General features: G+C 70.4%; 12 protein-coding genes. 4 read left to right on the top strand and 8 right to left on the bottom strand.

All coding sequences use genetic code 11. The annotated features are described in order from the left end of the window. The coding region (locus tag AB0472_RS23745) for a 6-phosphogluconolactonase (protein WP_366358671.1) at positions 1–284 on the bottom strand (284 nt) is incomplete at its 3' end. A gap of 621 nt (positions 285–905) precedes the next feature. On the opposite strand from AB0472_RS23745, the gene AB0472_RS23740 reads away from it, so the two are divergent. After that, complete coding sequence (locus AB0472_RS23740; protein WP_366358669.1) at positions 906–2,381, top strand: PAS domain-containing sensor histidine kinase; 1,476 nt, start codon at positions 906–908, stop codon at positions 2,379–2,381. Positions 2,382–2,550: 169 nt separating this feature from the next. Here the strand turns inward: AB0472_RS23740 and AB0472_RS23735 are convergent, their stop codons facing one another. Both AB0472_RS23735 and AB0472_RS23730 read right to left on the bottom strand, forming a co-directional pair. After that, positions 2,551–2,808 (bottom strand): WhiB family transcriptional regulator, encoded by a 258-nt coding sequence (locus AB0472_RS23735; RefSeq protein ID WP_010353616.1) that lies wholly within the window; start codon positions 2,806–2,808, stop codon positions 2,551–2,553. Positions 2,809–3,128: 320 nt separating this feature from the next. Continuing rightward, positions 3,129–4,097 (bottom strand): diacylglycerol kinase family protein, encoded by a 969-nt coding sequence (locus tag AB0472_RS23730; RefSeq protein WP_366358666.1) that lies wholly within the window; start codon positions 4,095–4,097, stop codon positions 3,129–3,131. 116 nt (positions 4,098–4,213) lie between these two features. Here AB0472_RS23730 and AB0472_RS23725 point away from each other — a divergent pair, with 116 nt between their 5' ends. After that, complete coding sequence (locus AB0472_RS23725) at positions 4,214–4,654, top strand: hypothetical protein (RefSeq protein WP_366358664.1); 441 nt, start codon at positions 4,214–4,216, stop codon at positions 4,652–4,654. Between the two features lie 16 nt (positions 4,655–4,670). Here the strand turns inward: AB0472_RS23725 and AB0472_RS23720 are convergent, their stop codons facing one another. From AB0472_RS23720 to AB0472_RS23710, 3 genes are all read right to left on the bottom strand, one after another. After that, complete coding sequence (locus tag AB0472_RS23720) at positions 4,671–5,783, bottom strand: RNA polymerase sigma factor SigF (RefSeq protein ID WP_366358662.1); 1,113 nt, start codon at positions 5,781–5,783, stop codon at positions 4,671–4,673. After that, positions 5,780–6,193, bottom strand: coding sequence for an anti-sigma regulatory factor (locus AB0472_RS23715; protein ID WP_004925829.1), 414 nt, complete (start codon positions 6,191–6,193; stop codon positions 5,780–5,782). Before AB0472_RS23715 ends, AB0472_RS23720 begins: the two co-directional genes overlap by 4 nt. 272 nt (positions 6,194–6,465) lie before the next feature. Continuing rightward, entirely contained in the window at positions 6,466–6,726 is a 261-nt protein-coding gene (locus tag AB0472_RS23710) for a UBP-type zinc finger domain-containing protein (protein WP_351957889.1), read from the bottom strand. A gap of 60 nt (positions 6,727–6,786) precedes the next feature. On the opposite strand from AB0472_RS23710, the gene AB0472_RS23705 reads away from it, so the two are divergent. Further along, positions 6,787–8,382 carry a Na+/H+ antiporter gene (locus tag AB0472_RS23705; RefSeq protein ID WP_366358661.1) on the top strand — a complete coding sequence of 532 codons (1,596 nt, stop codon included), beginning with the start codon at positions 6,787–6,789 and terminating at the stop codon, positions 8,380–8,382. Positions 8,383–8,446: 64 nt separating this feature from the next. Here AB0472_RS23705 and AB0472_RS23700 read toward each other — a convergent pair whose 3' ends face one another. Next, on the bottom strand, positions 8,447–9,328 hold the full coding sequence (locus AB0472_RS23700) for a pyridoxal-phosphate dependent enzyme (protein WP_366358659.1): 882 nt from the start codon (positions 9,326–9,328) through the stop codon (positions 8,447–8,449). Between the two features lie 33 nt (positions 9,329–9,361). Then, positions 9,362–9,952 (bottom strand): N-acetylmuramoyl-L-alanine amidase, encoded by a 591-nt coding sequence (locus AB0472_RS23695; protein ID WP_366358657.1) that lies wholly within the window; start codon positions 9,950–9,952, stop codon positions 9,362–9,364. Between the two features lie 300 nt (positions 9,953–10,252). Here AB0472_RS23695 and AB0472_RS23690 point away from each other — a divergent pair, with 300 nt between their 5' ends. After that, complete coding sequence (locus AB0472_RS23690) at positions 10,253–11,659, top strand: family 2B encapsulin nanocompartment shell protein (protein WP_366358655.1); 1,407 nt, start codon at positions 10,253–10,255, stop codon at positions 11,657–11,659. Positions 11,660–11,663 lie beyond the last annotated feature (4 nt).

Raw genomic sequence — 11,663 nt, 5'->3', positions numbered from 1 at the left:
CCGATCCCGAGCGGCTCCAGCACCTCACGCCGCAGCACCGACCGGTAGGACTCCGGGTGGTCGGCCGGCAGCCCCACGTACTCGTCGAGCTGGGCAACGCGGGCCCGGGAGGCGTCCACCGCACCGGCGCGGACCTTCGCGGTGAGCGCCTGGTAGACGGGGAGCGGGGTCGAGCCCGTGGCCACCCCGAGCAGCGCGGCCGGCTTGCGCCGGAGCAGCTGAGCCATGGCCTCGGCGATCAGCTCGCCACCCGCGGCGGCGTCCGGAACGATGACAACTTCCACGCTGGGCCTGCCGTTCTGAAGTGGGCTGGAGGGTCTGGGAGGTATGTGGTTTAGACCAATCTGACGGGGACCAATCTAACAGAACCGACCCCTGTCGCCGGAGGTCGGGCGCAGGGAAAGGGGACAAGTGCGAGGTTACGTGAATGCGTCAGATGGGGTGAATTGAGGAAAATCTCCGCAACGGGGGGCCGCGCCTCGCCCGGGCCGCCGGAAAATTGCCCCCGACATCCGCCCCACGGCCGCCGCCGGCGGGCTACGCTGCGATCGCATCAACTGTGAACAGTCTCCAACGCATGGACACACACCGTGGTCTAGTCCACAATTGCGTACGAGGGCTGAACGAGTGCGGCATCAGCCGTACGGCACAGTCACACTCTTCCGTCTTCCCCGCACAGGAAGGCGGACCGAGGAACCGGAGCTCTCTGCCCTGACTGCCCCGGCTCCTCACCTTCGGCCGACCGGGACCGCACACCCCACGGCCGTTGCTGCTCCGGGCTGCGGTGCCGGGAGGGTTGAGGGTCCCTCTCAGGCGCCGCGGCCCGCGGGTGTTCCAGGGGTATCCCCGCCCGCCGCGCTCGCCGGTTTTCGGCCATCCACATACCGGCAGGTACGCTCACAGACGTGCCCTCCATGAACGAACTGGTCCGCCAGCACACCGCCCTCGACGACTCCGACCTCGAGTGGCTCCATCTGCTGGTCTCGGAGTGGCAGCTGCTCTCCGACCTCTCCTTCGCCGACCTCGTCCTGTGGGTCCCCACCCGGGACGGCACCCGGTACGTCTCGGTGGCGCAGATGCGCCCCAACACCGGCCCCACCTCCTACCAGGACGACATGGTCGGTCACCTGGTCCCGCGCGGTCGCCGGCCCATGCTGGACATCGCCCTGGACGAGGGCCGGATCGTCCGCGAGGGCGACCCGGAGTGGCGCGAGGAGGTCCCCGTACGGGTCGAGTCCATCCCGGTACGGCGCGAGGGCCGGGTGCTCGGGGTCATCGCCCGCAACACCAACCTGCTGACCGTGCGCACCCCGAGCCGCCTGGAGCTCACCTACCTCCAGAGCGCCTCCGACCTGGCGCAGATGATCGCTGCCGGATCGTTTCCCTTCCCGAACCAGCAGGTCGACATGGACGCCTCGCCGCGCGTCGGCGACGGCCTGATCCGGGTGGACGGCGACGGCATCGTCCAGTACGCCTCCCCGAACGCCCTCTCCGCATACCACCGCCTCGGCCTCGCCGCCGACCTGCTCGGCCACCACCTGGGCCAGACCACGGCCGAACTCGCCCCGACCAAGGGGCCGGTGGACGAGGCGCTCGCCAAGCTCGCCAGCGGCTGGGCACCGCGCGAGTTCGAGATCGAGTCCGAGGACGGCGTCATCCAGTTCCGGGCGATCCCGCTCAAGCCCAAGGGCACCCGTATCGGTTCCCTGGTGCTCCTCCGGGACGTCACCGAACTGCGGCGCCGTGAGCGGGAGTTGATCACCAAGGACGCCACCATCCGGGAGATCCACCACCGGGTGAAGAACAACCTCCAGACGGTCGCCGCGCTGCTGCGCCTGCAGGCCCGGCGTATCGATTCGGAACGCGGCCGGGAGGCCCTGGAGGAGGCCGTACGGCGGGTCGGCTCGATCGCCATCGTGCATGAGACGCTGTCCCAGAACCTGGACGAGCGCGTCGAGTTCGACGAGATCGCGGACCGGGTGCTCGCGATGGTCGCCGAGATCTCGCCCGGGAAGGTCACCGGCCGGCGCACCGGCCGCTTCGGGATACTCGACGCCGAGGTGGCCACCCCGCTGTCGATGGTGCTCACCGAAGTCCTGCAGAACGCCCTCGAACACGGCTTCCGCGAGGGCGAGACCGGCACCGTCGAGGTCTCGGCGGTCCGCGGCGGCACCACCAAGGAGGCCCGGCTCCTCGTCACCGTCCAGGACGACGGCGTCGGCCTGCCCGAGGGCTTCGACCCGCACCGCTCCGGCAACCTCGGTCTGCAGATCGTACGGACGCTGGTGGAGGGCGAGTTGGGCGGCACGTTCGACATGGTGCCGGCGCCGGAGCGCGGGACCCGGGTGATCCTGGACGTGCCGGTGCGTCCGCAGAAGTGAGCCTCCTGGGCAGCAAAGAGCCCCGGACCTGGTGGGTCCGGGGCTGTTCGCTCGTTGCTGCTCTTACTGCTAAGCGCATCGGGGGTACTGCGCGCTGCGGCTCGGGGGCGGGAGATGCGTACTCGCTGTACGCGCCGCCAAGCTCAGGCTGTCACCAGGGGTGGGACTGTCAGGCGGTGGCCTGACGGGCCCGGTTGCGGGCGGCACGGCGCTTCATCGCGCGACGCTCGTCCTCGCTGAGACCACCCCAGACGCCGGAGTCCTGACCGGACTCGAGCGCCCACTGCAGACACTGATCCATAACGGGGCAGCGCCGGCAGACGGCCTTGGCTTCCTCGATCTGCAGCAGCGCAGGACCGGTGTTGCCGATGGGGAAGAAGAGCTCGGGGTCTTCCTCGCGGCAAACGGCGTTGTGACGCCAGTCCATGGCTGCTACCTCTCCTTGGTATTACATGCACGTTGCTTGTGAATGTGAACGCTTTCACGAATCCCTCAACAAGTGAAGGGCCGACCGCCAGGTTCCCTGGCAGGGGTCCTGTGAGTTGAAGGGGGATTCCGGTGGTCAGTGGACGCCGGTGTTGCGGGCTGTCCCGACCGCCACGTAGAGCCTCGCAAACCTCAGCGACGGATACAACCCCTTCCGGAAAGTTTTTTTTGATTCCTCGGTGTCGACTGGGTCACAGCCGTACTTCCATGGGGTGGATCCTGGCCTAAACGTTCGAGTGAAAGGACTTTAGCCCGTTCCGCTCACACAATCACACGCAGTGCGCGGCGTACGCCTGTGAACGTCACGCTCGTACGCAGTCCTAGGTGGTCGCCGTCCATCTGGAGGGGGAGCGGCACCTTCGAATGCAAGGTGAACTGGTCCAGATCGTGCAGGGACACCGCGTGCTTGCCGTGGGGTCCCCTCTCGGGGGACGAAGTGAGCAACTGCGTGCCATACCGGGCGGCCGCGGCCGTCGACAGACGGCTGAGACCGAGTACGTCGATGCCTTTATCGAACGACGCCTTAGGCGATGTGTACATCGGACGATTGCCGAGATACGTCCACGGCGAGGCGTTGCAGACTATCGCCACGACAAGATCCGTGATCGGGTCGGCGCCGGCCCGCTCCAGTGTGATCGTTCCGTGCCGGCGGTGCTGTTCGCCGAGGAATTGCCGGACGACCTGACGAACGTACAGCGCGTGCGTGGATTTCTTACCGAGTTCGCGCTGCTGCTCGACCCGGCCGACGACGCCCGCGTCGAAGCCGAGCCCCGCGTTGAAGGTGAACCAGCGGGCCGGGACCGCCTCGTCCTCGGTGCCGGGCGTGCCGGCGGTCAGCCCGAGGCCGACGAAGCGCTCGCGTTTCTGGCGCAGGGCGTCCAGCAGGTCGCCGGTGGCCTCGACCGGGTCGTTGGGCAGGCCGAGGGCGCGGGCGAAGACGTTGGTGGAGCCGCCGGGGACCACGGCGAGGCCGGGCAGCCGGTCCGGGTCGGGCCCGTTGTGGAGGAGTCCGTTGACCACCTCGTTGACCGTGCCGTCGCCGCCGAGCGCCACGACGAGGTCGATGTCGTCGCTCTCCGCCGCGAGTCGCGCCAGGTCGCGGGCGTGGCCGCGGTACTCGGTGGTGACCGCCTCCAGCTTCACTTCGCTCGCGAGCGCGTGGATGAGGACGTCGCGCCTACGTGCGCTTGTGGTGGTTGCCGCCGGATTGACCACGAGAAGTGCACGCATGGATTGCAGCGTACCTACTGGAAAGTACCGATCCCAGACCGAGTTAGGGATCCGGTAAGAGATAGGGGCGTGAGCCTCAACACGTACGGGTCCCGGCCGAGGGCTACCCTTCTGGGGTGAGTGAAGCACCTACGGCTGAGAAGACCGGCGGAATCGAGGAGTCCCGTCCGCGACGGCTGACGTACGCCGCCGCGCTGGTCGGGCTGGAAGGGCTCGCCCTGCTGGCCGGCGGGGTGTGGCTGGCCGTGCTCGGGGTCACCGGGGATCCGGACGACCGGGGGCAGGCGATCACCGGGGGTGTCACCGTCGTCGTGCTGGCGCTGCTGCCGCTGCTCGCCGCGCGCGGGCTGCTGAGGCGCAAGAGCTGGAGCCGGGGCCCGGCGGTGATCACGCAGATCATGGCGCTGCCGGTGGCGTACAACCTGCTGCAGGCCGACAGCATGGCGATTCCGGTGGGGATCGTGCTGGCGGTGGTGGCGGTGGCCGCGCTGGTGCTGCTGGTCAACTCCGCCACCACCCAGGCCCTGGGGATCAAGGGGCCCGGGCGCAGTAGCTGACCCGCGGGGCGCCGCCCTACTCCTCCACCAGCAGCTTCTCCCGCAGCTGGGCCAGGGTCCTCGCCAGCAGGCGTGAGACGTGCATCTGGCTGATGCCGACCTCCTGGGCGATCTGGGACTGGGTCATGTTGCCGAAGAAGCGCAGGAGAAGGATGCGCTTCTCGCGGGGCGGGAGGTCTTCCAGGAGTGGCTTGAGGGACTCGCGGTACTCGACACCCTCCAGCGCCTCGTCCTCCGCGCCCAGGGTGTCGGCGACGGCGGGCGACTCGTCGTCGGTGTCGGGGACGTCCAGGGACAGCGTGGAGTAGGCGTTGGCCGACTCCAGGCCCTCCAGGACCTCCTCCTCCGAGATCGCGAGCTTCTCGGCCAGCTCGTGCACCGTGGGGGAGCGGCCGTGCTGCTGGGACAGCTCCGCCGTGGCGGTGGTGAGCGCGAGGCGCAGCTCCTGCAGACGGCGCGGAACGCGGACGGCCCAGCCCTTGTCGCGGAAGTGACGCTTGATCTCGCCGACCACGGTCGGGGTGGCGTACGTCGAGAACTCCACGCCCCGGTCCGGGTCGAACCGGTCGACCGACTTGATCAGGCCGATGGTGGCGACCTGGGTGAGGTCGTCGAGCGGCTCGCCGCGGTTGCGGAACCGGCGCGCGAGGTGCTCCACGAGCGGCAGGTGCATGCGGACCAGCCGATTGCGCAGCTCCGCGTACTCGGCGCTGCCCTCCTTCAGCCCGCGCAGCTCGACGAACAGGGCGCGCGCGCCGCTGCGGTCCTGAGGTTCGGTGCGGGCCTGGGGCTCGTGGTGGGTCGCCTGCACCACCTCCGCGGCCAGCGCCTCGTCCTCGGCGTATCGCTCGTGCTCGCTCATCGTCCCGCCCGTCGCCCTTCCGCGAGCCTGCGCCCCGGCTCGGTGCGGGGCCGCGACCCCGTTCCGCCCTTCCGGGGGCGCGCTCTGCACGGCACCCTCCAGACCGGCCGGCGCGGAGGGGTCCTCCGGGTGCGGCCTGGCCTGTTCCGGGATGCCGTCGATGCCGTCAGCCATGCGGCGGGAGCCGACCCCGGGGCCTTCGCCCCCGGCCGGCAGCTCCCGTGTGCCGCGTTCTTCGTCCCGCACCGGCCCGTCCCCGTTCCTCACGCCGGCCCGGGTCCCGCGCCGCGCTGTTTGTAGAGGCTGATCGACACGGTCTTGTCCTCGTCGACGGCCGACGAGACCTTGCCCGCCAGGGCCGAGAGCACGGTCCAGGCGAATGTGTCGCGCGAGGGGGCGTGGCCGTCCGTGGTCGGAGCGGAGACCGTCACCTCCAGCGAGTCGTCGACGAGGCGGAAGACACAGCTGAGCACCGAGCCGGGAACGGCCTGCTGGAGCAGGATCGCGCAGGCCTCGTCGACCGCGATGCGCAGATCCTCGATCTCGTCCAGGGTGAAGTCCAAGCGGGCGGCGAGACCGGCCGTGGCCGTGCGCAGCACCGACAGGTAGGCACCCGCAGCCGGCAGCCGGACTTCCACGAAGTCCTGGGTCGCGGGCTCGCCTGCGATCTGGGACACCCTCACCTCCATGGTGGTACAAGCTTTTCGGGGCCGAGGGTCGCCCCCCGGGGTAACGCACAACGTGGTTCAGCGGTGACGCTACCGCGCTCCGAACTTCTCTGTCCCCGGGACCCCAACCCCCTGGCGTCACTCACAGTAAACCTGTGAATACGCTCCGTGTCTAGAGGTCTGGCTTGCTCAATTGGGAAGAGCGCGCGCCGGGTTGACGTACCCCGGCGTCGAACCGTCGAACCGTCGGTGCTGTCGTCTTCAGCAGCCGTAGTGCAGTGTCACACGAGGACGTGGTCGACGAAGCACCAGCGCCAGTCCTCGCCGGGCTCGAACGTCCGCATTATCGGGTGACCGGACGACTCGTGGTGGCCTGTCGCGTGTCTTCCGGGCGACGAGTCGCAGCAGGCGACGTGGCCACAGGTCAGACAGAGCCGCAACTGCACCGGGTGCCAGCCCTTGGCGAGACACTCCGGGCAGGTCTCGTTCTGCGGCTCGGGTTCCGGGAGCGGCAGCGCGTCGCGGTGCGTGCACTGTTTCATGATTGCCAGATTACGACGGGTGTGCGGGTGGCCGCGCGGAAAAAGAGGGCGGGCGAGGACATGGACGTGATGCCACTGCTGTTGCTGGTGGCGGGGAGCGCCGCGATCGCCGGAGCGGCCCGGCGCACTCCGGTGCCCGCGCCGCTGCTGCTGGTCGCGGTCGGCCTGGTGGTGTCGTACGTGCCCGGGGTGCCCGACTACACCCTCGACCCGGAGATCGTGCTGCCGCTGGTGCTGCCCCCGCTGCTGTACAAGGAGGGCACCGAGAGCTCGTACCTCGACCTGCGGGCGAACATGCGCCCGGTGGCGCTGCTCTCGGTGGGGTACGTGCTCTTCGCGACCTTCGTCGTCGGCTGGGCCGCCTACCTGATCGTGCCCGGGCTGCCGCTGCCCGCGGCGCTCGCGCTGGGCGCGGTCGTGGCGCCCACCGACGCGGTCGCGGCCGCCGCGATCGCCCGCCGGGTCGGCCTGCCCTCCCGGCTCACCACGATCCTCCAGGGCGAGTCCCTGCTGAACGACGCCACGGCGATCACCGCGTACCGGGTGGCCGTCGCGGCCGCCGTCGGCGAGGGCGCCTCCTGGGCCCACGGCATCGGCGAGTTCCTGCTGGCCGCGTTCGGCGGCGTGATCGTCGGCGTGCTGCTCATGGTGCCGATCCACTGGCTGCGCACGCACCTGAAGGAGCCGCTGCTGCAGAACACGCTGTCGCTGCTGATCCCGTTCGTCGCGTACAGCGTCGCCGAGCAGTTCCACGCCTCCGGTGTGCTGGCCGTCGTCGTGGTCGCCCTCTACCTGGGCCACCGCGCCTGGGAGGTCGACTTCGCCACCCGCCTCCAGGAGGAGGCCGTCTGGCGCATGGTGGCGTTCCTGCTGGAGTCCGCGGTCTTCGCGCTGATCGGACTGCAGCTGCCGGTCGTCCTCAAGGGCCTCGGCGCGTACGAGGGCATCGACGCCGCCTGGTACGCGTTCGCCCTCTTCCTGGTCGTGGTGGCGGCCCGGTTCGTCTGGATATACCCGGCGGCCTTCCTGCCGCGGCTGCTGTCCCGGCGGATCCGCGAACGCGAGGACAACCCCACCTGGAGAAGCCCGGCGGTCACCGCCTGGGCCGCCATGCGGGGCGTGGTCTCGCTGGCCATCGCCTTCTCGATCCCGCTCACCGTGCACGGCGGCGCCCCCTTCCCGCAGCGCAACCTGATCCTGTTCCTGACCTTCACGACGGTCATCGGCACCCTCGTGGTGCAGGGCTTCAGCCTGGCCCCGCTGATCCGTCTGATGAGGTTCCCGGCCCGGGACGCCCAGGCCGAGACCCTCGCCGAGGCGAACGCCCAGGCCCAGGCCTCCCGCGCGGCCGAGGCCCGTCTCGACGAACTCCTCTCCGACGACCGCAACGACCTCCCGCCACCACTCGCCGACCGCCTCCGCATCGTCCTGGAGCGCCGCCGCAACGCCGTCTGGGAGCGCCTCGGCCAGACCAACCCGGTCACCGGCGAGTCGGTCGACGACACCTACCGGCGTCTCTCCCGCGAGATGATCAGCGCCGAGCGCACGGTCTTCGTCCGGCTCCGCGACCACCGCTACATCGACGACGAGATGCTGCGCACCCTGCTGCGCCGGCTGGACCTGGAGGAGGCGGCGGCGTACCGGGAGGCCGAGTGAGCAGTGCGGGCGTCAGGTCGGCAGGGGGGCGGCCGGGACGGGGGGCCGCGCGCCCGCACGCCGGTCAGGCCGTCAGCACCGCCGCCACGGCCACGCCCCGCCCCAGGCCGCCCTCCCGCGCCAGCTCGACAAGTCCGTACAGCAACTTGGCGACATACAGCCGCTCCACCCGCACCCCGTGCCGCTCCTCGAAGTCCTCGGCGAAGGCGTCGAGCCCGGGTGTCGTACGCCCGTACCCGCCGAAGTGGAACCGCTCGTCGAGCGACCACCGCCCGCGCCGCCCCCCGAACGCCTCCGCCTGCAGCCGCCGTATCTCGTCCGCCAGGAACCCGCCGCGCAGCACCGGTACCCCCAACGCCCGCTGCGCCGGGCCCAGTCCGGCCGCCAGTCCGGCCAGCGTGCCCCCGGTCCCGCAGGCGATCGCCACCACGTCGGCCCGTCCGCGCAGCTCGGCGCCGAGGGCCCGGCAGCCGCGCACCGCGGCCGCGTTGCTGCCGCCCTCCGGCACCACGTAGGCGTCCTCGGCCGCCGCGGCCCGCAGCAGACCGGCCAGCACCTCCGGCTCGGCCTTGCGCCGGTACGTCGACCTGTCGACGAAGTGCAGCCGCATCCCGTCGGCCGCGCACCGCGCCAGCGACGGGTTCAGCGGCCGGTCGGCCAGTTCCTCGCCCCGCACCACCCCCACCGTTGCAAAGCCCAGGAGACGGCCCGCGGCGGCCGTCGCGCGCAGGTGGTTGGAGTACGCCCCGCCGAAGGTGAGGACCGGCCGGCCGGCCGCCGCCTCGATGTTCGGGACCAGCTTGCGCCACTTGTTGCCGATCAGCTCCGGGTGGATCAGGTCGTCCCGCTTGAGGAGGAGACGGACGCCGTGCCGGTCGAAACGGTCGTCGGCCACCTCCTGCAGCGGAGAGGGGAGCCGGGGGGTGAGTATGTCGGCGCTGGTCACGTCGTCATTGTCGCCCGGGGCGTGGGCGCGGGCTCACTTCAGCCGCTCCCCGACGCGGTCGCGCAGCCAGGACATCGAGAAGCCGCGCGGGTCCACCTTTCCCGGCTGCCACTCCAGGTGCCCGATCACCGACCGCTCCGACCAGCCGTGCCGCCGGCACACCGCCGCGGCCACCCGCTCGACCGCCTCCAGCTGGGCCTCGGGCCAGGGGTCCTCGCCGTCGCCCAGGTTCTCGCACTCGAAGCCGTAGAAGTGCCGGTTGCCGTCGGTGTTCGCCTCGTTGTCCGGGGGCAGGGCCTTCTCGGCGATCACCGCGCGCAGCACGTCGTCGTCGCCCAGCCCCGCGTGGTTGGCGCGGCCGTAGCCGACCAGGTGGACCGTGCCGTCCTTGGTGATGACGCCGTGGCACAGCGGGCCGGGGAGGGCGGGGAGGCCGTCGCGGCAGATCCGGACCGTGGCCGCGGCGCCCCGGGTCACCGTGTGGTGGATCATCACGCCGTGCACGGGGCCCCAGGGGCCCTTGTGGTTCCGGTTGTGGTCCCGCCAGTCGCCGACCTCGACGACCGTGACGCCCTCGTCGCGCAGCACGTCGAGGAAAGCGTCCGCGGACATGGGTGGGGCCATGACCGCCTCCTTCGCGTCCGAGCTCTCCGGATCTTCCAGATCCCCCGGGCTTTCTACCGAAGGCGGGCGGGCCGGGCCAGCCCCGTTCGCACTTGTTCGGATCTTGTGCGAGTTGATCAGGACAAGTCGGCATATCGAGGTGCGGGGGATGAGGTGATATGTCGGCATGCCCAGTAGTCCGATGATCTATTCCCGCTCTTTCGGGTAATGGTGTCGACACGTTCCGTGATGACAGGGTGGCCCGTGAGACCGATGCGTGGGCAGTTCGGCGCCCGCGCAGGTATGGGAGGGCATTTCCTTATGTCGGTAGGCGAAGAGGTCCGCACGGATCAGGGCAAGCCGCAGCAGTCTCTGGACACGGCGGCAGCGCGGAACCTGGCCACCACCACCAAGTCCGCGCCCCAGATGCAGGAGATCAGCTCCCGCTGGCTGCTGCGCACGCTGCCCTGGGTCGACGTCCAGGGCGGCACGTACCGGGTGAACCGGCGGCTCACCTACACGGTCGGCGACGGCCGCATCACGTTCCTGAAGACCGGCGACCGTGTCGAGGTCATCCCCGCGGAGCTGGGTGAGCTGCCCATCCTGCGGTCCTACGACGACGAGGAGGTGCTGGCCGAGCTGGCCCAGCGCTGCCGGCAGCGCGACTTCGCCGCGGGCGAGGTCATCGCCTCGTTCGGCAACGGGGCGGACGAGGTCCACCTGCTCGCCCACGGCCGCGTCGAGAAGATCGGCACCGGCCCCTACGGCGACGACGCGGTGCTCGGCGTCCTCGGCGACGGCGCGTACTTCGGCGAGCAGGGCCTGGTCGACCCGGACGCCATCTGGGAGTACACCGCCCGCGCGGACACGGCCTGCACCGTGCTGACCCTGTCCCGGCAGGACTTCGAGCAGGTCGCGGAGCGGGCCGACTCGCTGCGCGAGCACCTTCAGCAGCTGCGCGCGATCCCCGAGCAGCGCACCAACAAGTACGGCGAGAAGGAGGTCGCCCTCGCGGCCGGCCACAGCGGCGAGCCCGACATCCCGCACACCTTCGTCGACTACGAGGCCCGGCCGCGTGAGTACGAGCTGAGCATCGCCCAGACCGTGCTGCGCATCCACACCCGCGTGGCCGACCTCTACAACCAGCCGATGAACCAGACCGAGCACCAGTTGCGGCTCACCGTCGAGGCGTTGAAGGAGCGCCAGGAGCACGAGCTCATCAACAACCGGGAGTTCGGTCTGCTCAGCAACTGCCAGTACGACCAGCGGCTGCAGCCGCACGACGGCGTGCCCAGCCCGGACGACATGGACGAGCTGCTCAGCCGCCGCCGCGGCACCAAGCTCTTCCTCGCCCACCCGCGCGCGATCGCCGCGTTCGGCCGGGAGCTCAACAAGCGCGGACTGGTCCCGGAGACCGTCGAGATCGCCGGCAACCGCATCCCGACCTGGCGCGGAGTCCCGATCTACCCCTGCAACAAGATCCCGGTCACCGAGGCCCGGACCACCTCGATCATCGCCATGCGTACCGGCGAGGACAACCAGGGCGTCGTCGGACTGCGGCAGTCCGGTCTCCCCGACGAGATCGAGCCGAGCCTCTCGGTGCGCTTCATGGGCATCAACGAGCAGGCGATCATCAGTTACCTGGTCACGGCCTACTACTCGGCCGCCGTGCTGGTCCCCGACGCCCTCGGTGTGCTGGAGAACGTCGAGATCGGCCGCTGGAGGTGACGTT

The organism is Streptomyces sp. NPDC086777 (assembly GCF_040702065.1).
Taxonomy (GTDB): domain Bacteria; phylum Actinomycetota; class Actinomycetes; order Streptomycetales; family Streptomycetaceae; genus Streptomyces.
The sequence above is the reverse complement of the archived record's forward strand: the minus strand, read 5'-3'. Positions and strand labels throughout refer to the sequence as shown.